This window comes from Rathayibacter sp. RFBD1 (genome assembly GCF_002932915.1).
Lineage (GTDB): Bacteria > Actinomycetota > Actinomycetes > Actinomycetales > Microbacteriaceae > Rathayibacter.
In genome coordinates, this window is sequence record NZ_PSWQ01000003.1 from 147,900 (window position 1) to 170,189 (window position 22,290).

Genomic DNA, 22,290 nt, shown 5'->3' on the forward strand with positions numbered 1-22,290 from the left:
GGCTGGACGTGTTGCGAAACGATGGCACATCGCGACGCACTCCGTTTCCAGAGGGCCGCTATCGTGGACGAACTGCCGCCCGCAGCGACGAAGGAGTGGATAATGTCGATCACCGATCCGGCCGCCGGTGCGGTCGCTGGACAAAGCGCGGGCGGGCTCGACGACCTCAATCTGCGCATCCTCGCCGTCCTGCGCGAGAACGGGCGCATCTCGATGTCCGCCTTGGCCGAGCGGGTGAACGTCTCGCGGGCGAGCGTCTACAACCGGGTCGAGCAGCTCACCGCATCCGGCGTCATCACCGGGTTCTCGGCCCTGGTCGATCCGGGGAAGGTGGGGCTCGACGTCTGCGCCCTGGTGTTCGTGACGGTGCACCCGCAGTCGTGGCACCGGTTCCGCGAGGGCATCCTCCAGATGCCCGACGTCGAGTACTGCTGCATCACGACCGGCGAGCACGACGCGATGCTCCTGGTCCGCTCGCTCGACATCGGCGGCGTGCACGACTTCGTCACCGGCGTGGTCGCGGCCCGGCCCGAGGTGAAGTCGGTGGTCTCGGTCGTCGTGCTCGACGAGGTGGTGCGCAAGGCCTACCTGCTGCCCTCCGACATCCCCGACCGCTCCGGATCGACGAACCGGCTCGGCATGACGCGGTTCACCACCGCGGGGAACGGCCGCGACGCGGCGCGCTGAGCGTCAGACCTCGACGCAGATGCTGACGTGGTCGTCGCCGTCGATCTCGAACTCCTCGACGAGCCGCAGCAGGCCCTCCCCGTCGAGCTCGACGCGGCTGCCGCCGGTGCCGCTGACCACGGTCCCGCCGTCGATCAGCTGGTGCACGAACGAGACCTGCAGGGCGTCGCCGGTGCGCGTGCCCACGAACCGGCCGAAGGTCACGGTGTCGCCGACGTAGTCGCCCCAGACCACTCCGTCGCGCTCGGAGTAGTGGAACCGCGACGGCGACTCCGGGTCGACCGCGCTGTTGGTCGAGGAGGTCATCACGAACTCGCGGCCGTCGAGACTGGGGGCGGTGGTGGCGTCGTTCACGTCATGGAGTATGCCGGAGAGGTCGAGGCGTCCTGGCCGCACGCCGGTTTCGTCTCGTTCTTCGGGTCCGCGGTCCCGAGAGCTGGACGAAAGCGCCGTCTGCACGTCTCTGGACTGTCCATTCGTCTGCGATCCTCCGCCGTCCGTCCCGATCGACCGAGCGACTCCGGGATCGGACGGGCGATGTCCGCGGACAGGCGGCTGCGAGGCGTCCGGACTTCCCTTGCCGCCTCGATACTCCATCGACTCGTCCGTGATCGGATACTTTCCCGTACTCTCAGGACCCGTACGGGGAATGAACCGGGGGCTCATTCGCATCCGGTTCGAATTCGACATCTTGGGGGCGCAATGGATCCGCAGCAATCGGTGAACAGTGATCGCGCCGTGTGCGCCCACGCGAGGAGCGGCGGATGACCGGGTCGAGCGCGACCGGCGCCGTGGTGAAGCGCCCCGAGTCGCGGGAGTGGATCGACTTCGCCAAGGGCATCGCGATCAGCCTCGTCGTGCTCTACCACTCGTCGTTGTTCCTGGGATTCTTCGATCTCGCGGGCTACGTCCCGAAGCTCCGCACGGTGCTCCTCTACTTCCCCATGCCCGTGTTCTTCTTCATCGCGGGCCTCACGGCCGCCCGGATGCTGACGTGGACGTTCGCCGAACTGTGGCGCCGCCGAGTTCTCGCGCTGGTGTACCTCTACCTGCTGTGGTCGTTCATCCGGGTCGTCTTCTACCTCATCGTCCCGTTCTCACGGTCGGAGGCGACCTCGCCGACGGACCCGCTCAACGTGCTGGTGCTCCCCATCCTGCCGTCGAGCAGCTACTGGTTCATCTGGGCTCTCGCGATCTTCAGCATCCTCGCCTGGCTGATCCGCAAGGTGCCCCGATGGATCCAGCTCTCGGTGGCCGGGCTGCTGGCCGTCGCGGCGACCACCACCGGCCTGCTGGACACCGACAACATCGGCTGGGACCGGGTGCTCCAGAACTTCATCTTCTTCCTCGTGGCGATGTTCATCCCCCGCACGTTCTACCGCTTCGCCGCTCGCGTGAAGCTCTGGCAGGCGCTCGCGCTCGCGGTGGCCTACCTCGGCATCATCGCGGTGATCGTCGCCTTCGACGCCAACCGCATTCCGGGCGTCATCCTGATCGCCAGTTCGGTCGCGATCATCGCGGGCATCGCCGGCTCCCAGTACCTCGTCAAGGTCCGCGCACTGAAGATCTTCGTCACCATGGGGCAGCAGAGCTTCCAGATCTATCTCCTGCACCTCTTCGTGATCGCGGTCGTCGTCGCATTCGTCCCCCTGCTCGGCGAGACGAATGTCCCACCCCTTCCGGCGACGGTCTTCCCGGTCGCCCTGACGGTGTTCTCCCTCTGGGCGTCGCTGTTCATCTTCCAGTCGCTGCGGCGCTTCTCCTGGCTGTGGGTGAGCCCGTTCAGCACCGGCAAGTCCCAGAAGAAGCGCCTCGCCGCCAGGAATGCGAGATCAGCCGGGGTCCAGCCCACCGCGGTCGAGTCCGCAGCTCCTGTCGCCCCGGCCGATGAGCCCGCTGACGCGGGGACTGCGGGCAGACCGGAGAAGGACTGACCGGCGAGCACCTCCCGGGCGACTCCCCGGGCGGCCCTTCTGCAGGCCCGAGTCGTCTCGGGCGCTGGTGAGTCCGCCTCAGACCAGGCCGGCCCGCGCTGCTCGGTCTCGGGCGAGCCGAGGGAGCAGTCGGACGAGGACGACCATGCCGACGAGTTCCACGAGGGTCTGCGTGACGACGACGACGGGCGCGAGCGACAGCGGTGCCGGGAGCGCGAGTGCGAGGGGCAGCACGACGAGCGAGTTGCGGGTCGCGCCGCTGAACACGAGGGCGCGCGTCGCGGGCACGTCGAGTCGGAAGACGCGTCCAGCACCCAGCCCCAGAGCGGTCATGACCACGAGGAATCCCGCGTAGAGCGGGACGAGGACGATAAGCCGGCCGGCCGAGGCGCCTACGGCGCCGGACTGGGAGGCGACGACGGTGAAGAGCGTGGCCGTCATGAGCGGCACCATGAGCCCGAGCATCGTGGACTCGACGATCCGGCCGGACACGTGTCGGCGCGCCAGGGCCTGCACCAGCCCGGCCGCAGACAACGGCACCACGATCAGCAGCAGGAACGCCCGCGCGAACGGACCGGCGTCGACCACCGCCACCCCCGCAGGACCGATGAAGAGCAGCAGATACACGGGGAGGAGGAGGATCTGCGCGAGCATCAGCAGCGGTGCGGCGGCGAGCAGCCGGTCGGACGCCCCTCCGGCGAGCCCGGCGAACACGATCACGTAGTCGATGCACGGCGTCAGGAGCACCAGGAGGACCCCGAACAGCAGCACCGGAGTGTCGGCGACGAATCGGGACAGCCCGTAGGCGACGAGCGGCACGACGACGAAGTTCAGCACCCCGACCGCGGCGAGGAAGCGGCCGTCGCGCAGAGACCGTCCGATCGCGGCGAACGGGACCCCGAGGAACGTGGCGAACAGCAGCAGCGCGAGCACCGGTTCGATCGCGACCTCGAGGTGGTGCGCGGCGGGCAGCAGCAGTCCGAGAGCGGCGCCGGCGGCGATCGCGGCGAGGTAGAGCGGGATCTGGCGGTGCTCGAGCCAGGCGACGAGCGCTCTCACGACAGCAGGTCGGCGAGAAGGAGGGGCACGGGTGCAACGGTAGAGGTCCGAACCGCTTGAGGGTCGAGCGGGGGTGGACCAGTGACGACACGTCGATCGGGTGCCCTCCGTGAACCTCGCGCACCGGTGCTCCCTCGACGTGCTCGCATCTGCCGGCCGTTCGAAGCGGCCCGCACGTGCTGTTCTGCCGGTCGTCGCGGCGGAGGGGCTTCTCCCTCGACCCCGCCCCGGTGAACGGACCGGGCCGAGGTCCTGATCTCCCCGATGCTCGACGACGGCGATTCGACCGTCTCGACGCGGCAAGCCGGAGTCCAGGCGGAGCTCCACGTCTGGCCCGGCGCCGAGCTGTCGCGAACCGCCGTCTCCGCGCTGGCCGGGTGGACGACGCGCCTTCTGAGCGGACGACCGTGACACGACTCGCGTCCCGCGCTCCTGCGCTCGCCGGATCCGGAGGCCACCATCGATCGCGGGCCCACGACGGCGTCGAACGGGGCTCGTGCAGGACGGTCGCCTGTCGGAGGGGAGATCAGGAGGCGGGTGCCGGCAGCAGGCCCGCCTGCTGCTGGAAGGTCAGGTCGTCCTCGAGGTGCCAGTCCTCGACGATCCGCCCGCTCGCGCCGACGTGCTGGATGTCGATCGCGCCGAACTCGATCGGCTGGCCCTGGCCCTGGACTCCGCCGGAGACGCCGGTGAAGTGGCCGGTGAAGGTCAGGCGCGCGGTGAAGGTGTCGCCCGTGACGTACAGGTCGTCGAGCGAGCACGCCAGGTCGGGCACCGCCGCGCGGAACTGCTCCGAGGCGGTGATCGGCCCCTCGACTCCCTGGGGTCGCCCCGTCGGGAGGGTGCGGTCGAGGAAGGAGTCGTCGACGGCGAGCTCGAGCCAGGTCTCGTCGCCCGTGTTCCAGAAGGAGTAGAGCTGCTGCGCGCGGAGAACGACGGGTCGGCTCGCTTCGACGCTCGAGTCCCCCAGATGCACGGTCCCGGGCTGCACGAGGCCGTCGTCGCCGCTCACTGCCGCGGCCGGGTCCTCCGTCGCGACCGTGCTCGCGCAGCCGGCGGTGGCGAGGAGTGCGGCGAGACCGACGGCGAGGAGGGGTGCGCGGCGGTTCATGCGAGCCGCCCGCCGCCGTCGACGTGCAGCGTCGTCCCGGTCACGAACGTGTTGTCCATGGCGAAGCGCACGGCGGACACGATGTCGTCGACCGAGCCGATCCGGCGAGCAAGATTCCCGGCCGCCGTCTCGGCGAACATCGCTGATTTCTCCTGCTCGCCCAGTGCGTCCCAGGCGCCGGAGTCGATGATCCCCGGCGAGATCGCGACGGCGCGCACCGGGGCGAGCTCGACCGCGAGCGCCTCGACCAGGAAGGAGACCGCTCCGTTGGTCGTCGCCATCACCGCGAGCCCCGCCGACGGCCTCCAGGCGGCGACACCGGAGAAGAAGAGGAAGCCGCCGCCCGGCCGGACGGAGGACGCGAGGTGCTTGGCGAGCAGGATCGGGCCGATGACCTTCGCGTCGAACGCCATCACGACGGCATCGCGCTCCAGCCCGGTGACCGGGCCGTTCGCGTGCGCCGCCGCGAACGAGACGACGAAGTCGAGGGGCCCGAGATCGGCGGCCGCCGCGATGCTCGACTCATCGGCGAGATCGATCCGGACGGACTGGAGCCGGCCGCCGGACTCCCCCGCGTCGTCACCGAGCGCCTCCGGGTGACGTCCGCCGACGATCACGTCGTCACCTCTCTCGAGCAGCTCGCGCACGAGAGCGCGGGCGATGCCGGATCCCCCTCCGACGACGAGCACGCGGTTCTTCTTCTCGTTCATGGTGCCTCCCTGTCGAGGAGCCGGTGCGGCTCCTTCGTTCGTGACAACCAGGGGACGGACACCATCAGTCCATAAACGACTGTCGCTTATCTGAGGTCAGGGATAGGGTTCGTCTATGCCCAGTCTTCGAGCCCTCGAGGTGATGGTGACGCTGGCGCGGGTCGGATCGATCAGCGCGACCGCGCGCGCGCTGCACCTCTCGCAGCCCGCGGTCTCCCACCAGGTCGCGTCCCTCGAGCGCGAGGTCGGGGTGCCCCTCGTCGACCGGGATCCGGCCGGCGCGACCCTCACCCGGTACGGTCGCGCGCTCGTCGAGCACGCCCGCCTCGCCGTCGACGCCGCCGAACGCGCCGTGGCGGCCGCGCGGACGGCGGACGCGGAGCAGCCGATCCGGCTCGCCGTCGCCGAGAGCTTCACCCTGCCCTTCCTCGTCCCCGTGGTCACCCGGTGGAACGCCGACGGACGCACGCCGCTGCAGCTCGTCGAGACGACCAGCGCCGCCACCTCGATCGACGACCTGCGCGCCGGCCTCCTCGACCTCGTCGTCGTCCCCGGGCCGGCGACGGTGGACGGACTGCACGTCGAGCGCCTCGGGACGGAGGAGATCGTCGTCGTCGGCCGGCCCGCCGGAGAGGTCTCGGCGGGCCGGCTCCCCATGGCCGAGCTCGGTGAGGCGGGAGGCCTGATCGGCGTGGACGCGTCGAACGGGTACGGCGCCTGGCTGGCCGAGCGGCTCGCGGGAGCCGGAGTGCTCGTCTCCTACGCCCTCCAGACCCGGTCCGTGCAGCAGGCCGCCGCCCTCGCCTCCGCCGGTGTCGGAGCCGCCCCCGTCCCGCGGAGCGCCCTCGCGCACGGGATGGTCGCCGTCGGACTGCACCCGCCCCTCGAGCGCACCGTCCTGGCCGTCACTCGTGCCGTACCGGACGCCTCGGTGGCGGCACTCGTCGACGCCCTGAGACGCAGAGTCGCGAGTGCGACCCGCGCCGAGCCGGATCGGCTGTCGGGTGGCCGACCGGTTCGTCGTGTCGGATGCAGGGATCCGCGACCGCTTCCCGCCGTCGGCGCCCCGGCCACGCGTGCGCTCGAGGACGCGGGCGTGCACGATCTGGACGACGTGAGGCGGGTGGGCCTCGACCGTCTCGCAACCCTCCACGGAGTCGGGCCGAAGGCGCTCCGGCTCCTCCAGCAGGCCCTCGACGCGGACGATCCCGCTCCGTAGCGTTCCCTTCCCTGCACGGTCGCCTCGACCCAGAATGGTCGGAGGCTCGGCGCGCCGGTTCCCGGGGGCGATCCGACCGCGGAGGCGGCCGCCGGGGGAACGGTGGTCGGATGAACCAGGAGGCGCGATGAAAGTCATGCTCGTGATGCGGTCCGACGGCAGCTACGCCGGGGGCGATACCCCCGAGGACTACGGGGCCTGGGCGGACTACGACGCGTCGCTGAAGGCGGACGGCGTCCTCATCGACTCCGCACGCTTTGCCGACGCCTCCGGCGACGTCTCCGTCGAGACGGATCTGACCGCGGCGCGAAGAGAAGGCGGCACTCCGGCCCCTTCCCGAGCGGAGGAGCGGTCAGCCCTCGTCGGCTACTACCTGCTCGACTGCCCGACCCGGGACGACGCCGTGCGGTACGCCCGACGCGCCCCCCTCTACGGCTCGGTCGAGGTGCACGAGCAGGCGCAGTACTGAGCCCAGCGCTGCGGCCGCTCGCGGCGGCCCCGGGCGGATGATGGTCGGGTGAACCGCACCGATCGTCTGTACGGGCTCGTCGAGGAGTTGCGGGCGGTCTCGCCCCGGCCGCGGAGCGCGCGCCGTCTCGCCGAGCGGTTCGAGGTGTCGGTGCGGACCATCGAGCGGGACCTGTCCGCGCTGCAGCAGGCGGGTCTGCCGATCTGGGCGGAGCCCGGCCGCACGGGCGGCTACGTCATCGACGCGTCCGCGACCCTCGGTCCGGCCGGGTTCACGGTGGAGGAGGCCGTCGCGGTGCTGATCGGCCTCAGCGCGCTGCAGCGCAGTCCGTTCCGGCAGGCGGCCCGGACCGCCGCCCGGAAGACGCTCGCGGTCCTGCCGGACGACGTGGCCGCCCGCGCCGGCGCGGTCGCGTCCTGGGTGCACTTCCTCGAGAGCGAGGAGGAGGCGGTCGTCCCGGCGGAGTTCGCGACGGCCCTCCGAGCGGATCGTGTCGTCCGGCTGCGCTACCGCGACAGCAGCGGCGCGGAGTCGGTCCGCGACGTCGAACCGCTCGGCTCGATCGGGAAGGAGGAGCACTGGTACCTGATCGCGTGGTGCCGGCTGCGGGAGGGGGTCCGGGCGTTCCGCGGCGACCGGATGCTGTCGGTCGAGGTGACCGACGAGCGGCCTCCGCAGCGCACCCTGCGAGCCGAGGACCTCGCGCTCCAGTACGGACGGCTGCGGTCCGTCGTCGACGACTGACCCGCTCCGGGGACGGCCGCCGCGGACCTCGCGGAGTCGCGGACGATCTTCGGAAACACCGACAGGACGGTGTCGCGACGACCGGCGAGCCTGGTGCCATCACCTCATCCCGGCCCTGAAGGAGCCCCATGTCGTTCACCTCCCTCCGCATCGTCACCGACGACCTCGACGGCCTCGTCGCCTTCTACGAGCAGGTCGTCGGCCGACCGGCCGAGCGCCCGGCGCCGGTCTTCGCGCAGTTCACGGGAGCGGGTGCGACCCTCGCGATCGCCCGCACCTCGACGGTCGCGATGCTCGACGGCGCCGTCGTCCCCGCGTCGGACCGCTCCGTCCTGCTCGAGTTCGAGGTGCCCGACGTCGACCGCGCCTTCGCCGAGCTCGCACCCCGGAGCGAGGACGTGGTGCTCCCGCCGAGCACCATGCCGTGGGGCAACCGCTCCACCCTCGTCCGCGACCCGGACGGGAACGTCGTCAACCTGTTCAGCAGGCCCGCGGGCTGATCGGGCGCACTCCGTCGGTCCGAGCACGCTCACGCCCGGCCGGTGAGGCCCCCGGGGATCGCGGAGACCACCGGGGAACCTCTCTCGCGACGCGATCCTCCCGAGCGGGCGTGGCGTCGGGCCGAGCGCGACCGGTCTGCGGTTCGCAGGCGGGAGCACGGCGACTCTGTCCAGCGTGACGTCCCGACCGCACTCCGACCGGCGAGACGGCCACCCGCCGCCGGTGTCCTCGGCGGTACCCTCGCGGCATGACCTTCGTGAACGTCGGCACCCTCGGGGCCGTCCCCGGCAGACGCGACGAGCTCGTCGCCGTCCTCACCGAGCACAACGACGACCTCGTCGACGCCGGCTGCCTGCTCTACGAGGTCGGGGTCGACGACGAGCAGCCCGACACCGTCTTCGTCGTCGAGCTGTGGGAGAGCGCCGAGGCGCATCGGGCCTCCCTCGCCCTCCCCCGGGTCCAGGCCGCGATCGCGACGGCGCGCCCGCTGCTCAGCGGCGCCTTCGGCGGCTACCGCTTCGACGCAGCAGGCTCTCCCCTCCGGAGCTGACTCGCGCCGAAGGCCTGCCGGCCGTCGGCACAGGCCGACCTGGAGTGAGCGGGCCGTCCGTCAACGGAAGACCTCTTCCTCTCCCGCCACCCCGACACCTCGAAGCGGAGCACCGTGATCAGCACGTTCCTCGTCGACCACGCCGCGCTCGTCCCGATCGCCTTCTGGATCGCGGTCGCGGTGGTCACGGCGATCGCCTGGCTGCTGCACCGGCGCGGCGCGGAAAGGACTCTTCTCTTCCTCGCCGCGCTCGCCTTCGTCGTGGGGATCGCGCTGACCCTGTATCCGCCCGACGGGACGCCGCGGGTCTTCTGCACCGTGCAGTTCTCGGTGCCGTTCGACGGCATCGACACCCTCGCGAACATCGCGCTCCTGCTCCCCGGCGCCCTGCTGCTCGCGGTCGCGGTCGGCCGGCCCCTGCTCGTCGCCGCCGCCGTCTCCGGCCTGTCCGCCCTGATCGAGCTGGTCCAGGCGGGCGTTCCCGCGATCGGCCGCTCCTGCGACACGAACGACTGGTTCATGAACACCATCGGGGCACTCCTCGCCGCGCTCCTCGCCGCCCTGATCCTCAGAGGGGAGAAGCGGCGCGCGCGTCGGCGCATCTTCCGCTGACACCGCCTGTCACGTCGCCCTGCTCTCGGCCGGGTGTCTCGGCGGCCGACATCAGCACGGGTCCGTCGATCCACGTCCCTGTGACGCGCATCGCGAGGCGCCACCCCTCACAGCGCCGCCGGAGGGACGGGTGGCGGGTCCGGCTCGGTGAACGCGGCTGCGCGTCGATCGAGGGGCGTCGGCATCCGCCGGCGCCTCCGCTCCTCCGGCGCCGGGATGGTCCGGTCGCGGAGGCGGGTGGCGTTCGCGACGACGAGAGCCGCGAGGCCGGGATCCACAGCCCCGGGGAGCGAGAAGGCGGCGATCACCTCGTCGAGCACCGCGCGGGATCGGGCGGTGCTGTCGTCTGCTCGGGACATGGCTGCTCGGTTCGGCGAGGAGAAGCCCTCTCCGTCCGACAACGAGGTCCAGGTCGTCCGGCAGAGGGTTCGTGCACCTCCGCGGCGCGGTGCGGCGCCCCACCGTACGCCCTCCACCGACGCACCGGTAGAGGCGTTCGAAGGCGTTCGGGGCGGGTCCTCACCGTCGACTCCTCGATATCGACCGATCCCGTTCCGGGCACCTCCTTCGGCGTACAGTCCGAGCATGACCGCACCCCTCGCGATCCCGGCTCGTGCCGACGGCGACGCTGATCGAAGCGCCCAGCCGGCGACGGTCGGGACATCCACACGGCACGACCTGCTCGCGCAGGCGAGCGAGGGGGCCGACCGCGAGATCCGATTCCGGGCCTCCTTCGACACCGACCCCTCCTCCTCCACGGCCTGGGCGGATGCGGCCGCCGTCGCATGGCGCGGTGCCGCATCCAGCGCCGGGGAGGAGAAGGACCTCGACCGCTGGAACGACGAAGGCGGGTCCGATCCCTTCTGAGAAGTCGTCCCCCACGACCGCGTGCTGCTGACGAAAGGCCCCCATGGGACGCCTGTCCTACGACTCCTCCTTCGACGCCGACTTCGACGACCGCACCCTCGCGCATCTGCAGATCGTGATCGGATCCAAGCTCACCAAGGACGAGTCGTTCTACTTCAGCTGGAGGGAGTCCGTCAGCGCCGGCAGCGGACGGACGTCGCTCTGGCTGCATCCGGCCATCGCGCTGCGGTTCAAGTACCACGGCGGGCGACCACCCGTGATAAGCGCGGAGTGGGTGCGACTGCTCCTCGGGAACTCCTACGCCCCGCCAGGGCTGCTCGTCCTGCCCGAGCCCGACTCCTCGCGTCCCGAGGGTCGCTCGTCGGCCTGACCGCCGAGCGATCGGCCTGAAGGCGCTCATCTGCACCTGCTCAGAGGACGGCCGACGCCACGGGTGCCGTCTCGGCGACGCCGAGGACGACCGGGCGCGACCGGGCGTCACCGGGTGCCGCGGTCGCGTCTGTCGACCGCCCCAGGAGCTGTCAAGTCTCTCCCCCGTCGGCCTCGGCGCTGCGCACGCTGGGGGCATGAAGCATCTCCTCTTCGCGAACAAGACGATCCTCGTGGGAGACGACGCGGCGGACGCTCTGGTCGAGTACGGCGTCGCCCTCGCCGTGAGCAGCACGGCGGACCGCGTGGAGTACACCGGCATCGGCGGCGACGGCGGCACCGTGCAGGCAGTGTTCCTGCTCAACGCCGGCGCCGCCCTGGTCGCCGAGACCACTCCCTCCGATCTCCCGGAGCCGGACAACACGGCCGAGGTCGCCCGCATCCGCGAACGCACCAGGACGCTCACGGGAGTGTTCCCCGTCCAGCCGAGCGAGGACGACGTCACCTTCGACGTCGAGCTCGAGCACGGCTTCGGGTACTGACCGGCCCGCCCATGCCCTCCCTTCACGCCTCCTGGCCGACGCTCTGACCGAGGACACGGACGACGCCGAGGTCCGTCGCTGAGCGGCGTCCCGCGCCCCGCTCACGCCGGGGACGATCGCCGTGCTGCAGGCCGTCGGCTTCATCAGCGCAGCGCAGCGGGTCCCCGCCGACACGGCCCTCGCTCTCCTGCTGACGGCGGCGGAGGACGACCGGCGCGATCCGCCCGACGTGGCTCGCGATGTCCTCGCGCGCCGCCATCCCCTGGCCGATCCCGGTGACGATCGCGGCGCGTCGGTGACCCCGTGATCACCGCCCTTCCAGAGCCGTGGTCGGTCCGCCGCCGGGGGCGCTGTCTCCCGAGTCCGCGACGTGAAGCGCACCGCGCGCCGCCCGCCCCGCCCGCTGGATGCGCGCCCGCACCAGCCGCTGCAGCAGCGCGGGGTAGAGCTGGACGGCGATCGTCGACCCGAGCAGCCAGGCGGCGCCGCCCGTCGCACCCGTGACTGTCGCGGCGAGGGCGAGCGCGGCTCCGACGGCCGTGCACGCGAGGTGCACCGCCTCGGAGCGGCGGGTGTGCTGATCGAGTGCGGCAAGCCCTGCGCGCGTGCCGTCGAAGCCGCGCTCGCGGGTGACGAGGCGGTTCCACCCGACGATGTCGAGCAGCCGGCCGAAGACGCCGACCCCGAGCGCTCGCAGCAGCGCCGGCTCGCGGCGACCCACGTCGAACCAGGACTGCTCGAGCGGACGCGTGCGCCCGCCGAAGGTCAGTGCCGCCCAGCTGGTGAGGACCATCTGCGCGACCGCGGCGAAGACCGGATGCGAGGGTCTGATCGCGGTCCAGCCGGCCGCGAGGAGGGCGGCCGCGAGGACGGTGGGAACGAGGGTCCGGATCATCTCCGCTCCCTCCTGCTCGTGCTGCGGTGCTCGAGGCCAGTCCAGCAGATCCGCGGCATCCGTGCGCCGCGTCCTCCGCCGGTCGCCCCGCACCGGGCATCCACCGCCTTCCCGGCAGCGCTTCCTTGACACCGCCGCCGGCCGGTCATCATCATGCAGTCACGACCGGCGGCGGCGCGCCACCGGCGTCCCGACAGGAACGGTGCACCGATGCCCACCATGCTCTTCGTCAACCTGGCCGTCGCCGATCTCGCCCGGGCGAGGGCCTTCTACGAATCGCTCGGCTACTCGATCAACGAGGGCTTCAGCGACGAGAACGCCGTCAGCGTGGTGATCAGCGACACGATCACCGCGATGCTGCTCACGCGGGAGTTCTTCGCCGAGTTCACCAGCAAGCCGATCATCGACGCCACCACCTCGACCGAGGTGCAGCTCGCCCTCAGCGCCGACAGCAGGGAGGAGGTCGACACCCTCCACGGTAAGGCCCTCGCCGCGGGCGCGACCCCGGCCGGCGAGCAGGACCACGGGTTCATGTACTCGAAGAGCTTCGACGACCTCGACGGCCACCACTGGGACTTCGTCTGGATGGACCCGGCGGCCGCGGCAGGCGGTGCGCCGGAGCTGTCCGTCGAGGAGATCCGGGCGAACACGACGCACAGCTGAAGCGTGACCCGCGGACGCCGAGCGGTCGACGTCCACGACCCGCGACGGCGCGCCCTCGCAGTCACACTCCGTCACGATCCGGCGCGCACTCCCCTCGGCCTGACAGGCTCCCGGCATCCGCCTTCAGGGCGTCTGGACAGGAGCACACCGTGACGATCACTGCACCGGCGACCACCGCGACCACCGCTGCGGCGACCACAGCGACCATGACCTCCGCGCCCGCACCCCGTGCCTCCGCGGCCGCCGGCTTCACCACGCGCCAGGTGCACGCCGGTGCCGCGCCCGACGGCGCCCACGGGGCGCGCGTCACCCCCGTGCACCTCAGCGCCGGCTTCGTGTTCGACAGCTTCGAGCACGCCCGCGAGCGGTTCGCCGGCGAGGACGAGGGCTACCTCTACACCCGCAACGGGAACCCGACGACCGAGGAGGTCGAGCGCCGGCTCGCCGATCTCGAGGGCGGCGCCGAGGCGATCCTGGTGGCGAGCGGCCAGGCGGCCACCGCCTCCGCTCTCCTGGGGATCCTGCAGGCCGGCGACCGGGTGCTCTCGTCGCGCCGCCTCTACGAGGGCAACCGCGGGCTGCTGGTGCAGAACTTCGGTCGGCTCGGGATCGGCGTGGACTTCGTCGACGACGCGTCGGACCTCGGCGAGTGGGAGCGGCGGATCGGGCCCGACACCCGGGTCCTCTTCGGCGAGCCGATCCCCAACCCGAAGAACGATCTGCTGGACCTCCCGGCGCTGGCCGCGATCGCGCACCGGCACGGGCTGCCGTTCGTGGTCGACAACACGCTCGCGACCCCGTACCTCCTCCGCCCGATCGAGCACGGGGCCGACGTGGTCGTGCACTCGACCAGCAAGTTCCTCGCCGGGCACGGCTCCGCCCTCGGCGGCGTGATCGTCGACGCCGGCACGTTCGACTGGGCGGCGCGCCCCGCGCTCTTCCCGCACCTCAACCAGGAGGAGCGGTCGTTCGGCGGCCGCAGCTGGACCGAGCAGCACGGCCGGCGCGCCTTCGTCTCGTACACGCGGGACATCGTGGTCTCCCGCCTCGGACCGACGCCGTCACCGCTGAACTCCTTCCTGCTGCGGCAGGGCGTCGAGACGCTGTCGCTGCGGGTCGAGCGGCACTCGGCGAACGCCCTCGCCGTCGCCCGCTTCCTCGAGGGGCGGCCCGAGGTCGTGTCGGTCGACTACTCCGGCCTGGAGTCGAGCCCGTCGTTCGCCCTCGCGCAGCGCCTGCTCCCCCGCGGGCAGGGCTCCGTCTTCTCCTTCACCGTGGCCGGAGGCGAGGCGGGCGCGGCCGCCTTCATCGACGCCGTCGAGCTGTTCAGCCACATGACCCACCTCGGCGACGTGCGCTCGCTGGTGCTGCATCCCGCGTCGACCACCCACGCCGGCCGCACCTCCGCCGAGCGGGCCGCCGCCGGGATCCACCCCGGGCTCCTCCGGCTGTCGATCGGGATCGAGGACGTCGACGACCTCCTCCGCGACCTCGAGCGCGGGCTCGCCGCGGTGCGCGCACGCGCCCTGCCCGTGCTCGCGGAGGTGTGAGCGTGGCGCGCCGTCAGCACTTCGGCTGGTTCTTCTCCCGCGGCTTCGGACCGCAGGGCTGGGGGCACCCCTACCGGGAGTGGAACCACGACTGGACGAAGCCCGGCCTCTACCAGCAGTCGGCCCGCGAGCTGGAGCAGGCCGGCTTCGAGCTGATCGTGATGGAGGACGCCGTCTCGCTCGGCTCCCCGGAGACGCTCGACCTGCGGGTGCGGGGAGCGTACGGCGGGCCGAAGCACGATCCGCTCCTCCTGGCGCCGTACCTGTTCGCGGCGACCGAGCGGATCGGGCTGGCCCCGACGATCAACGCCGGCATCACGCCCCCGTACCTCGCCGCCCGGCAGGCGGCGACGCTGCAGCACCTCAGCTCCGACCGCTTCGGGATCAACCTGGTCACCGACGTCGGCAGCGCCCGTCACGTGGGCCTGGAGCCGCTGTCGCACGACGCGGCCTACGACCGGGCCGACGAGTGGATGGCGGTCGTCCGCCGGCTCTGGCACAGCTGGGGCGAGGGCGCGCTGGTCGCCGACCCCGAGTCGGGCCGCTACGCCGACGGCACCCGGATCGACGCGTTCCGGCACCGCGGGGAGCACTTCCGCGTGGACGGCCCCCTGAACGCCGTCCCCTTCGCGAACGGCGACCCGATCGTCGTCTCCCCCGGCGGCTCCCCCCGCGGGCTGGCCTTCGCCGGCACGCAGTCGGACGTGCAGCTCGCCCTCGCGCCGCTGGAGGCCCGGGCGGTCCGCGACTACCGGGCGCGCGTTCTCGCCGCGGCCGAGCAGCACGGGCGGACCGCGGACGACCTGCGCGTGCTCTTCGTCGTGAAGCCCGAGATCGTGTCGAGCCCGGAGGAGGCCGCGCGCGTCGTCGAGGCGTCGCGCCACCCCGACGAGGACGCGCTGCGGCGGATCGCGCTCGGCTGGTCGAGCGACCTGGAGACCGACCTCACCGGGCTGGACCTGGACCTCCCCGTCCCGCGGTCGGTGTTCGGCGAGCACGTCTCGCACGGCACCATCGCCGGCCTCTACGGCGGCACGGAGGACGCTCCGCTGCGGGAGCTGCTCATCAGGAAGGCGCGCAAGGGCCGCGTCGCCGAGCGCGCCGGCTTCGTCGGCACCGCGGAGGAGTTCGCCGACTTCGTCGAGGAGCTCGGCGACGACGGCGGCAGCGACGGGCTGCTCCTCTCCGGGGACCTGCACCCCGTCACCCTGCACCGGATGCTCGACGACCTCGTCCCCGTCCTGCGCCGCCGCGGGATCCTCCGCGACGAGCTCGCTCCCGGCGGGACCCGCGCCAACCTCTTCGGGACGTAGGGGGGGGTCCGCCCCCGCCCCTGTCCCTCCTACCGATCGGCCGATCATGACGAACGAACCCGCCTTCAGCATCACTCTCACCCCCTTCGACGAGGACTACTCGCCGGCCCGGAGCTCCCGGATCACCACCAACTTCGCGAATCTGGCCCGCGGCGAGCGCCGCCGGGAGAACCTCCGGACCGCGCTGCGGATGATCGACGACCGGTTGAACGATCTCGTGCCGGGCGACGATCCGAGCCGCGGCCGCTACACGATCGGGCTCGACATCGTCTCCGTCGGGCTGCGGCTCACCGCGGACGGCGAGGACCGGGAGTTCCCCCTGCTGGAGGTCCTGCGCACCCGGATCCTCGACCGCCGCACCGGCCGATGTCAGCCGGGGACACTGGGGAACAACTTCTCCTCCTACCTCCGCGACCACGACTTCAGCGTGCGGCTGCCGGCGGTCAACGCCGCGCAGGCCGGCTTCACCGTCCCCGACGACTTCGGCGTCCTGCACGGCGCGCTCTTCCAGCACTTCCGGGACTCCGCGCAGTACGCGGAGCTCTCGTCGACGCCGCCCGTCATCTGCATCAGCGTCTCGACGAGCAGGACGTACCGGCGCACCGGGACCCTCCATCCGATCCTCGGCGTCGAGTACCGGCAGGACGAGCTCTCGCTGACCGACCGGTACTTCGCGGAGATGGGCCTCGGGGTCCGCTTCTTCATGCCGCCCGGCAGCACGGCGCCGCTCGCGTTCTACTGCGGCGGCGACCTGCTGGAGGACTACGCGGACCTCCAGCTCATCGCCACCATCAGCACGATGGAGACGTTCCAGAGGATCTACCGGCCCGAGATCTACGGCGCGCGCTCGGCCGCCGCTGACGTCTACCGGCCGGACCTGGAGCAGCAGGACTACGTGCGGCCCGCGGTCTCCTACGACCGCGAGGAGCGCGGCCGGCTCGCGGTCGAGCAGGGGCGGTTCGCGGAGAAGCACCTCATGAAGCCGCACGGGGAGCGGCTGCGGCAGTGGGCCGCCGGGTACTCGGGAGCGGTCCGATGAGCGCCCGCGGATCCTCGACGTCCCTCCCGCTCCTGCCCACCTCGATCGCCGGCAGCCTGCCGAAGCCGTCGTGGCTCGCGCAGCCGGAGACCCTGTGGTCCCCGTGGCGGCTGACCGGCGACGCCCTGGCCGAGGGCAAGCAGGACGCCCTGCGCGCCGCCGTCCACGAGCAGCACCACCGGGGCCTGGACATCGTCAGCGACGGGGAGCAGACCCGCCAGCACTTCGTCACGACGTTCATCGAGCACCTCACCGGCGTCGACTTCGAGCGGCGCGAGACGGTGCGCATCCGCGACCGGTACGACGCGAGCGTGCCGACCGTCGTCGGCGCCGTGGGCCTCGAGAGGCCCGTGTTCGCCGACGACGCCCGGTTCCTGCGCGAGCAGACCGATCAGCCCATCAAGTGGGCGCTGCCCGGCCCGATGACGATGATCGACACCCTCTCCGACCGGCACTACGGGAGCCGCGAGAAGCTGGCGTGGGAGTTCGCGACCATCCTCAACGAGGAGGCGCGAGCCCTCCAGGACGCCGGAGTCGACATCGTCCAGTTCGACGAGCCCGCCTTCACCGTCTTCTTCGACGAGGTGCACGACTGGGGTGTGGCCGCGCTGGAGAGGGCGGCGGAGGGACTCCGCATCGAGACCGCGGTGCACATCTGCTACGGCTACGGGATCAAGGCGAACACCGACTGGAAGGCGACCCTCGGGTCGGAGTGGCGGCAGTACGAGGAGTCGTTGCCGCTCCTCCAGCAGTCCTCGCTCGACATCGTCTCGCTGGAGAGCCACCACTCCCACGTGCCGATGGAGCTGATCGAGCTCGTCCGCGGCAAGAAGGTCATGCTCGGAGCGATCGACGTGGCGAGCGGGACCGTCGAGACGCCCGAGGAGGTCGCCGACACCCTGCGACGCGCCCTCCGGTTCGTCGACGCGGACCTGCTCCTCCCGAGCACGAACTGCGGCATGGCACCGCTGCCCCGCGACCTCGCCTGGGGGAAGCTCAGCGCGCTGAGCGCGGGAGCGTCGATCGTCCGCGAGGAGCTCGCGCCCTGACGGGCCTCCGGGGAGACGGGTCGCGGCCGGCCCGTCTCCCCGCACGTCCCGCCCGCCTCACCCCTCTGCTCGCGCCTCCTGCGCCGCGATGTCCTTCATCGCCAGGTCCGCGCGGCGGAACTGGTCCGTCTCCGGGAGCGCGAGGTGCAGTCCGGCGACGGTCGTGAGCGAGACCGTCACCTCGGACACGGTCACGTCGAGGACGTGCCCGCCCTTCTCTCGGGCGTCGTCGACGTAGTGCAGGTGGTACCCGGGGACCGACACGGCCTGCTCGAACTGCGGAGTGCGGAAGCCCGCGATCGTGCCGCGGGTGTCGGCGATGCCGGTGACGCTCTGGTGGGCGGTCGCCTCGATCAGGGGCGGGTACGGCTCGGTCTGCGCGCCCACGGTCCGGGTGCGGACCTCGGTGAACCGGCCGTCGATCCGCAGGGCGACGGGGATGTTCCCGCCGTCGACCGCGTCGTCGATCAGCCGGGTGAGTCCGGCGAGACCGGTCGGCTCCTCGACCGTGAACGTCGTGGTCGCGTGGAAGGGCAGCACGGCGGCGAAGGGCGTCCGGTCGTCGCCGTCCGCGACCTGGACGGAGCCGTCGCTGCGCAGGTGGTAGCAGACGCCGTCGACGATCACCATCTCGCCGTCCAGGTGGTTGAAGGTGCCCAGCCCGAGGTCGCCGTGGGTGAGCAGCTCGCGGATCGTCAGGTCCCCGTCGTAGACCCCGGCCAGCAGCGCGGCCATGGTCGAGCTCTGGTAGATCGCGTAGTCGTCGGTCGAGTCGACCGTGTGCGTGCTCATTCGAAGGCGTCCTCGACCAGGTGGGCGGCGATGTCGACGTTGCGGCTGTAGTCCACCGCGACGTCGATGATCGAGACGCCCGGCTCGGCCAGGGAAGCCCGGAAGGCCTCCTCGAACTCGGCGAGGCCGCTCACCCGCCTGCCCGTGGCGCCGAACGCCGCCGCGAACTTCTCGATGTCGTAGTCGCCGAGCTGGACCCCGGACTTGCGGCCGTACTTCAGCAGCTGCTGGAAGCCGACCATGTCGTAGGTGTCGTCCCGCATGATCACGTGCGTGAACGAGAGGCCGAGCCGCGTCGCCGTCTCGATCTCCGTCGCGGAGAACAGGAAACCTCCGTCGCCCGAGACGGAGACCACCGGGGTCCCGGGGCGCAGGAGGCTGGCCGCCATGCCCCACGGGAAGGAGACGCCGAGGGTCTGCTGCCCGTTCGAGAAGAGCAGGTGCTTGGGCTCGTACACCCGGAAGTGCCGGGCCATGAAGATGTAGTTCGAGCCGATGTCGCAGGCCACGGTGGCGTCGTCCGAGAGCAGGTCGCGCATCAGGAGCACGAGGCGGGCGGGATCGACGGTCCCGGGAGCCGCCTCGGCCGTCCGCGCCGCGTCGTCGATCCGCTCCAGCTCGCTCCGGTGCCGGGCGACCCGGTCGGCCGCGTCCTCGTCGAGCTGCAGGCCGGAGACGAGGGGCGTGAGGGCCGCGACCGTCTGCGCGAGATCGCCCTTCAGCTCCAGCGCCGGCAGGTAGTGGTTGTCCAGCGGGGCGTCGACGGAGTCGATGTGGACGATCCGGCGGTCGACGTCGCTGTTCCAGATCACCGGGTCGTACTCGACGGCGTCGTAGCCGATCGCGACGACGAGGTCGGACTCGGCGAGGGCGAGGTCGGCGGGCTGGTTCTTGAACAGGCCGACGCGGCCGAGGTAGTGGTCCTCGAGCTCGCGGGAGACGAGGCCGGCCGCCTGGAACGTCTCGATCACCGGCAGCTCCGTCTCGCTGATCAGGACCCGCAGTGCCGCCACGGTCGCCGGCTCCGACGCGCGGAGTCCCACGAGGAGGACGGGCCGCTCCGCGGTGTTGATCAGGTCGGCGGCGTGGGTGAGGTCCTCGGCGCGCGCCGGACCGCTCGTCGGCCCCGTGGCCGCGCGGGTGATGACCTGCGAGGTCGGCGCGGCCATCACGCTGGCCGACAGGACGACCGCCGCGGCGCCTCGGGGCTCGGTGACGGCGGCGCGGAAGGCGTTGCTGACCGCCTCCGAGACGTCGTCCGGATCCGTCGACTCGACCGTGTACTTCGTCACGGTGGTGAGGAAGGCGGCCGCGTCCATCGACTGGTGCGTGCGCTTGAGACGGTCGGAGAGCTGCACGGCTCCGGCGAGCGCGACGACCGGGTCCTGCTCCGTGTTGGCCGTGAGCAGGCCGGTGGCGAGGTTGGTCGTGCCGGGGCCGGAGGTCACGAGGACGACCCCCGGGCTGCCCGTCAGCCGTCCCACCGCGGCGGCCATGAAGGCGGCGTTCTGCTCGTGCCGGCAGACGATCAGCTCCGGCCCCTCGTCGGCGAGGACGTCGAAGACCGCGTCGATCTTCGCTCCCGGGATCCCGAAGACGTACTTCACGCCGTTGGCGGTCAGGGTCTCGATCACCCGCCGTGCACTGCGCGTCTCGACGTTCGGCTGCTCCATGGTCCGCTCCGCTCTCTCCTCGGTTGTACCGACGAGCGTAGGAACGGGGGCACCCGGAGCGACCCGGTCAGATGACTCGTTCCCACCGGTGCATCTCCGGCGGCGTACCGATCGCAGTGACGGAGCGCTCGGCCGGGACACGCTCGGCTCCCCCGCCGACGGTCTGCTCCGAGAGTCGTCCGACGCTCGCCGCGACGTCCCCGGTCGTGATGGACTTGCCCGCATGATGATCTCTCCGCGCGAGTCCGCGCACGACACGAAGGCAGGCGTCTGATGGCCGAGGAGCGCGCGATCCTCGCGGGCGGATGCTTCTGGGGGCTCCAGGAGCTCATCCGCGACATGCCGGGCGTCTTCAGCACCCGCGCCGGGTACGCCGGCGGCAGCACGCCGAACGCGACCTACCGCCACCACGGCGACCACGCGGAGGCGGTCGAGATCGAGTTCGATCCCGAGCAGCTCTCCTACCGCGACCTGCTCGAGTTCTTCTTCCAGGTGCACGACCCGACGACGAAGAACCGTCAGGGCAACGACATCGGCACGGCCTACCGCTCCGTGATCCTCTTCCTGTCGCCCGAGCAGGAGAGGGTCGCGCGCCGGACGATCACCGAGATCGACGCGTCGGGCCGCTGGCCCGGACCGGTCGTCACCGAGGTCGAGCCCGCGGGAGAGTTCTGGGACGCCGAGGAGGAGCACCAGGACTACCTGCGCAAGCACCCCGGCGGCTACACCTGCCACTGGGTCCGGCCGAAGTGGGCGCTCGACGCCTGATCCCGGTCACGCGGGACGCGGGGCCCCGGGCTCCGCTCCCGCGGGCACGGCTCGCGCGCGGTGCGCGAAGAGCAGCACGACGGCGAGCGCCGAGAGCACGAGGGCCGGCGTCGGAGCCCAGGCCGGGGCGAGCGTCACGGTCGCCGCTCCGACGACGGCCCCGACCGCGAGGCTCGCGACGATGAGCGCCTGGAGGGTCCTCGACCCGGACGAGCGCTCGGCGAGCTCCTGCATCAGGCTCGTGAGCGTGCCCGTGACGAACGTGGTCGTCAGGCCTGCGGCGCCGGAGATCCGCTTCGCGAGCACGGTCTGCAGCCCCAGCGCCGCCGCGCTGGTCGCGATGAACGCGCAGTCCACGAGCAGCGACGTGCCGCCCTGCACCGTCGGCCAGGCGACCGCGACGGCGAGCTGCAGGACGACCCCCACGAGCGCGATCGCGCGGAGCGGACGTCTCCCGTCGCCGGTCGACGGCGTGGGCGCCCGGGTCGTGCGGAACCCGGCGTAGACCGCTCCGGCGAAGAAGACGATCGCCGTGACCGCTCCGGCCGCGGTCGTCAGCCAGGCGGAGCGGGGGTACAGCCCCAGCAGGACCAGGTTGCCCGTCATGTTCGCGGTGAAGATGCCGCCGAGCAGGAGGAACGCGAACGCGTCGGTCGCGCCCGAGGCGATCGCCAGCAGCACCAGGGCGAGCCTGAGGCGCGCGGGCCCGGTCACCGCCGTCACGCGAGGCCCTCAGCCATGGAGCTGCCGCCAGGTGACGATCTGCTCTCCGCGGAGCTCGTAGCTCCCGAAGCAGCGGAGCCAGTGGCCCTCCCCCGTGTCCGAGCGGAGATGCAGGGCGTGCTCGGTGAGGACGACGCTGCCGGCCACGGCGATCGTGACGAGGGCGATCCGGATCTCGGTGAACGCCCGATGGACCTCGTCGCACATCTCGAGGACCCGCGCCCGCCCCGCGATCTCCTGCGAGCTCGACGCGCTGTAGACGACCTCCGGATGCAGGAACGGGACGAGCTGGCGGCTGTCGCGAGCGCTCCACACCTCGAGGAAGTCGCGCACGACCAGCTCGTTCTCGATCATCGCGACGCCCCGCACCGACGCGTCCTGCCAGCTCTCGGCCATGGGTCCTCCCGCCGTCCCCGCACCGACACTCGTCGATGGCGACGAGCCTGCCCGA

Annotated in this window: 28 protein-coding genes; 18 read left to right on the forward strand and 10 right to left on the reverse strand. The window is 71.8% G+C overall.

Annotation, left to right across the window (positions count from 1 at the left end; translation table 11 throughout):
* Window positions 1-102: 102 nt before the first annotated feature.
* Window positions 103-687, forward strand: a complete 585-nt coding sequence (locus C5D50_RS01945; protein ID WP_104223259.1) for an Lrp/AsnC family transcriptional regulator — start codon at window positions 103-105, stop codon at window positions 685-687.
* 3 nt (window positions 688-690) lie between these two features.
* Here the strand turns inward: C5D50_RS01945 and C5D50_RS01950 are convergent, their stop codons facing one another.
* Window positions 691-1,041 (reverse strand): hypothetical protein, encoded by a 351-nt coding sequence (locus C5D50_RS01950; protein ID WP_258060307.1) that lies wholly within the window; start codon window positions 1,039-1,041, stop codon window positions 691-693.
* A 410-nt stretch (window positions 1,042-1,451) separates the two neighbouring features.
* On the opposite strand from C5D50_RS01950, the gene C5D50_RS01955 reads away from it, so the two are divergent.
* A complete protein-coding gene (locus C5D50_RS01955) occupies window positions 1,452-2,621 on the forward strand; it encodes an acyltransferase (protein ID WP_104283973.1) in 1,170 nt (389 codons plus the stop codon).
* 78 nt (window positions 2,622-2,699) lie between these two features.
* Here C5D50_RS01955 and C5D50_RS01960 read toward each other — a convergent pair whose 3' ends face one another.
* From C5D50_RS01960 to C5D50_RS01970, 3 genes are all read right to left on the reverse strand, one after another.
* Window positions 2,700-3,680: an arsenic resistance protein gene (locus C5D50_RS01960; RefSeq protein WP_104283974.1), complete on the reverse strand. Its 981-nt coding sequence runs from the start codon at window positions 3,678-3,680 to the stop codon at window positions 2,700-2,702.
* A gap of 526 nt (window positions 3,681-4,206) precedes the next feature.
* Complete coding sequence (locus C5D50_RS01965; protein WP_104283975.1) at window positions 4,207-4,791, reverse strand: ester cyclase; 585 nt, start codon at window positions 4,789-4,791, stop codon at window positions 4,207-4,209.
* Window positions 4,788-5,501: an SDR family oxidoreductase gene (locus C5D50_RS01970; RefSeq protein ID WP_104283976.1), complete on the reverse strand. Its 714-nt coding sequence runs from the start codon at window positions 5,499-5,501 to the stop codon at window positions 4,788-4,790. The genes C5D50_RS01965 and C5D50_RS01970 overlap by 4 nt, the downstream gene beginning before the upstream one ends.
* 115 nt (window positions 5,502-5,616) lie before the next feature.
* Here C5D50_RS01970 and C5D50_RS01975 point away from each other — a divergent pair, with 115 nt between their 5' ends.
* The 6 genes from C5D50_RS01975 (at window position 5,617) to C5D50_RS02000 (ending at window position 9,596) form a co-directional block, all read left to right on the forward strand.
* The gene (locus C5D50_RS01975) at window positions 5,617-6,720 is read left to right on the forward strand and encodes a LysR substrate-binding domain-containing protein (RefSeq protein WP_104283977.1); all 1,104 of its coding nucleotides are present in this window, start codon (window positions 5,617-5,619) and stop codon (window positions 6,718-6,720) included.
* Window positions 6,721-6,847: 127 nt separating this feature from the next.
* Window positions 6,848-7,189, forward strand: coding sequence for a YciI family protein (locus tag C5D50_RS01980; RefSeq protein WP_104283978.1), 342 nt, complete (start codon window positions 6,848-6,850; stop codon window positions 7,187-7,189).
* 48 nt (window positions 7,190-7,237) lie between these two features.
* Complete coding sequence (locus tag C5D50_RS01985) at window positions 7,238-7,933, forward strand: YafY family protein (RefSeq protein ID WP_104283979.1); 696 nt, start codon at window positions 7,238-7,240, stop codon at window positions 7,931-7,933.
* 128 nt (window positions 7,934-8,061) lie between these two features.
* Window positions 8,062-8,433, forward strand: coding sequence for a VOC family protein (locus C5D50_RS01990; protein ID WP_104283980.1), 372 nt, complete (start codon window positions 8,062-8,064; stop codon window positions 8,431-8,433).
* Window positions 8,434-8,681: 248 nt separating this feature from the next.
* Window positions 8,682-8,984: a putative quinol monooxygenase gene (locus C5D50_RS01995; protein ID WP_104226533.1), complete on the forward strand. Its 303-nt coding sequence runs from the start codon at window positions 8,682-8,684 to the stop codon at window positions 8,982-8,984.
* Window positions 8,985-9,098: 114 nt separating this feature from the next.
* A complete protein-coding gene (locus C5D50_RS02000) occupies window positions 9,099-9,596 on the forward strand; it encodes a VanZ family protein (RefSeq protein ID WP_104283981.1) in 498 nt (165 codons plus the stop codon).
* A 107-nt stretch (window positions 9,597-9,703) separates the two neighbouring features.
* On the opposite strand, the gene C5D50_RS02005 is transcribed toward C5D50_RS02000, so the two are convergent.
* Window positions 9,704-9,955 (reverse strand): hypothetical protein, encoded by a 252-nt coding sequence (locus tag C5D50_RS02005; protein WP_104283982.1) that lies wholly within the window; start codon window positions 9,953-9,955, stop codon window positions 9,704-9,706.
* A gap of 226 nt (window positions 9,956-10,181) precedes the next feature.
* Here C5D50_RS02005 and C5D50_RS02010 point away from each other — a divergent pair, with 226 nt between their 5' ends.
* From C5D50_RS02010 to C5D50_RS02025, 4 genes are all read left to right on the forward strand, one after another.
* Window positions 10,182-10,463 carry a hypothetical protein gene (locus tag C5D50_RS02010; protein WP_104283983.1) on the forward strand — a complete coding sequence of 94 codons (282 nt, stop codon included), beginning with the start codon at window positions 10,182-10,184 and terminating at the stop codon, window positions 10,461-10,463.
* A gap of 43 nt (window positions 10,464-10,506) precedes the next feature.
* Window positions 10,507-10,833, forward strand: coding sequence for an ATP-dependent DNA ligase (locus C5D50_RS02015; protein WP_104283984.1), 327 nt, complete (start codon window positions 10,507-10,509; stop codon window positions 10,831-10,833).
* Window positions 10,834-11,029: 196 nt separating this feature from the next.
* On the forward strand, window positions 11,030-11,374 hold the full coding sequence (locus C5D50_RS02020; RefSeq protein WP_104283985.1) for a hypothetical protein: 345 nt from the start codon (window positions 11,030-11,032) through the stop codon (window positions 11,372-11,374).
* 121 nt (window positions 11,375-11,495) lie between these two features.
* A complete protein-coding gene (locus C5D50_RS02025; protein WP_104226536.1) occupies window positions 11,496-11,681 on the forward strand; it encodes a hypothetical protein in 186 nt (61 codons plus the stop codon).
* Here C5D50_RS02025 and C5D50_RS02030 read toward each other — a convergent pair whose 3' ends face one another.
* A complete protein-coding gene (locus C5D50_RS02030) occupies window positions 11,682-12,269 on the reverse strand; it encodes a hypothetical protein (protein ID WP_104283986.1) in 588 nt (195 codons plus the stop codon).
* A 210-nt stretch (window positions 12,270-12,479) separates the two neighbouring features.
* Between C5D50_RS02030 and C5D50_RS02035 the strand changes: the two genes are divergently transcribed.
* The 5 genes from C5D50_RS02035 to C5D50_RS02055 all read left to right on the forward strand — a co-directional run bounded on the left by C5D50_RS02035 (window position 12,480) and on the right by C5D50_RS02055 (window position 17,883).
* Complete coding sequence (locus C5D50_RS02035) at window positions 12,480-12,932, forward strand: VOC family protein (protein WP_104250854.1); 453 nt, start codon at window positions 12,480-12,482, stop codon at window positions 12,930-12,932.
* A 206-nt stretch (window positions 12,933-13,138) separates the two neighbouring features.
* On the forward strand, window positions 13,139-14,482 hold the full coding sequence (locus C5D50_RS02040) for an O-acetylhomoserine aminocarboxypropyltransferase/cysteine synthase family protein (RefSeq protein ID WP_104284003.1): 1,344 nt from the start codon (window positions 13,139-13,141) through the stop codon (window positions 14,480-14,482).
* A gap of 2 nt (window positions 14,483-14,484) precedes the next feature.
* On the forward strand, window positions 14,485-15,795 hold the full coding sequence (locus C5D50_RS02045; RefSeq protein ID WP_104283987.1) for an LLM class flavin-dependent oxidoreductase: 1,311 nt from the start codon (window positions 14,485-14,487) through the stop codon (window positions 15,793-15,795).
* Between the two features lie 46 nt (window positions 15,796-15,841).
* Window positions 15,842-16,834 carry a putative oxygenase MesX gene (locus C5D50_RS02050; protein ID WP_104283988.1) on the forward strand — a complete coding sequence of 331 codons (993 nt, stop codon included), beginning with the start codon at window positions 15,842-15,844 and terminating at the stop codon, window positions 16,832-16,834.
* On the forward strand, window positions 16,831-17,883 hold the full coding sequence (locus C5D50_RS02055) for a methionine synthase (protein WP_104233986.1): 1,053 nt from the start codon (window positions 16,831-16,833) through the stop codon (window positions 17,881-17,883). Before C5D50_RS02050 ends, C5D50_RS02055 begins: the two co-directional genes overlap by 4 nt.
* Window positions 17,884-17,940: 57 nt before the next feature.
* Here the strand turns inward: C5D50_RS02055 and budA are convergent, their stop codons facing one another.
* Both budA and alsS read right to left on the reverse strand, forming a co-directional pair.
* On the reverse strand, window positions 17,941-18,675 hold the full coding sequence (gene budA, locus C5D50_RS02060; protein WP_104283989.1) for an acetolactate decarboxylase: 735 nt from the start codon (window positions 18,673-18,675) through the stop codon (window positions 17,941-17,943).
* Window positions 18,672-20,348 (reverse strand): acetolactate synthase AlsS, encoded by a 1,677-nt coding sequence (gene alsS, locus C5D50_RS02065; protein WP_104283990.1) that lies wholly within the window; start codon window positions 20,346-20,348, stop codon window positions 18,672-18,674. Before alsS ends, budA begins: the two co-directional genes overlap by 4 nt.
* A gap of 273 nt (window positions 20,349-20,621) precedes the next feature.
* Here alsS and msrA point away from each other — a divergent pair, with 273 nt between their 5' ends.
* Window positions 20,622-21,116, forward strand: coding sequence for a peptide-methionine (S)-S-oxide reductase MsrA (msrA, locus tag C5D50_RS02070; RefSeq protein WP_104283991.1), 495 nt, complete (start codon window positions 20,622-20,624; stop codon window positions 21,114-21,116).
* Between the two features lie 6 nt (window positions 21,117-21,122).
* Here the strand turns inward: msrA and C5D50_RS02075 are convergent, their stop codons facing one another.
* Entirely contained in the window at window positions 21,123-21,830 is a 708-nt protein-coding gene (locus tag C5D50_RS02075; protein WP_181137270.1) for a YoaK family protein, read from the reverse strand.
* An 18-nt stretch (window positions 21,831-21,848) separates the two neighbouring features.
* Window positions 21,849-22,235: a nuclear transport factor 2 family protein gene (locus tag C5D50_RS02080; protein WP_104262240.1), complete on the reverse strand. Its 387-nt coding sequence runs from the start codon at window positions 22,233-22,235 to the stop codon at window positions 21,849-21,851.
* Window positions 22,236-22,290 lie beyond the last annotated feature (55 nt).

Bases quoted from the DNA above. Each gene is read 5' to 3' on its own strand.
- alsS (WP_104283990.1), bottom strand. From the start codon at position 20,348: ATGGAGCAGCCGAACGTCGAGACGCGCAGTGCACGGCGGGTGATCGAG.
- C5D50_RS02035 (WP_104250854.1), top strand. From the start codon at position 12,480: ATGCCCACCATGCTCTTCGTCAACCTGGCCGTCGCCGATCTCGCCCGG.
- C5D50_RS02080 (WP_104262240.1), bottom strand. From the start codon at position 22,235: ATGGCCGAGAGCTGGCAGGACGCGTCGGTGCGGGGCGTCGCGATGATC.
- C5D50_RS02010 (WP_104283983.1), top strand. From the start codon at position 10,182: ATGACCGCACCCCTCGCGATCCCGGCTCGTGCCGACGGCGACGCTGAT.
- C5D50_RS01990 (WP_104283980.1), top strand. From the start codon at position 8,062: ATGTCGTTCACCTCCCTCCGCATCGTCACCGACGACCTCGACGGCCTC.
- C5D50_RS02030 (WP_104283986.1), bottom strand. From the start codon at position 12,269: ATGATCCGGACCCTCGTTCCCACCGTCCTCGCGGCCGCCCTCCTCGCG.
- C5D50_RS01955 (WP_104283973.1), top strand. From the start codon at position 1,452: ATGACCGGGTCGAGCGCGACCGGCGCCGTGGTGAAGCGCCCCGAGTCG.
- msrA (WP_104283991.1), top strand. From the start codon at position 20,622: ATGGCCGAGGAGCGCGCGATCCTCGCGGGCGGATGCTTCTGGGGGCTC.
- C5D50_RS02050 (WP_104283988.1), top strand. From the start codon at position 15,842: ATGACGAACGAACCCGCCTTCAGCATCACTCTCACCCCCTTCGACGAG.
- C5D50_RS01975 (WP_104283977.1), top strand. From the start codon at position 5,617: ATGCCCAGTCTTCGAGCCCTCGAGGTGATGGTGACGCTGGCGCGGGTC.
- C5D50_RS01980 (WP_104283978.1), top strand. From the start codon at position 6,848: ATGAAAGTCATGCTCGTGATGCGGTCCGACGGCAGCTACGCCGGGGGC.
- C5D50_RS01970 (WP_104283976.1), bottom strand. From the start codon at position 5,501: ATGAACGAGAAGAAGAACCGCGTGCTCGTCGTCGGAGGGGGATCCGGC.
- C5D50_RS01945 (WP_104223259.1), top strand. From the start codon at position 103: ATGTCGATCACCGATCCGGCCGCCGGTGCGGTCGCTGGACAAAGCGCG.
- C5D50_RS01995 (WP_104226533.1), top strand. From the start codon at position 8,682: ATGACCTTCGTGAACGTCGGCACCCTCGGGGCCGTCCCCGGCAGACGC.
- C5D50_RS02005 (WP_104283982.1), bottom strand. From the start codon at position 9,955: ATGTCCCGAGCAGACGACAGCACCGCCCGATCCCGCGCGGTGCTCGAC.
- C5D50_RS02040 (WP_104284003.1), top strand. From the start codon at position 13,139: ATGACCTCCGCGCCCGCACCCCGTGCCTCCGCGGCCGCCGGCTTCACC.
- C5D50_RS02055 (WP_104233986.1), top strand. From the start codon at position 16,831: ATGAGCGCCCGCGGATCCTCGACGTCCCTCCCGCTCCTGCCCACCTCG.
- C5D50_RS02015 (WP_104283984.1), top strand. From the start codon at position 10,507: ATGGGACGCCTGTCCTACGACTCCTCCTTCGACGCCGACTTCGACGAC.
- C5D50_RS02020 (WP_104283985.1), top strand. From the start codon at position 11,030: ATGAAGCATCTCCTCTTCGCGAACAAGACGATCCTCGTGGGAGACGAC.
- C5D50_RS01965 (WP_104283975.1), bottom strand. From the start codon at position 4,791: ATGAACCGCCGCGCACCCCTCCTCGCCGTCGGTCTCGCCGCACTCCTC.
- budA (WP_104283989.1), bottom strand. From the start codon at position 18,675: ATGAGCACGCACACGGTCGACTCGACCGACGACTACGCGATCTACCAG.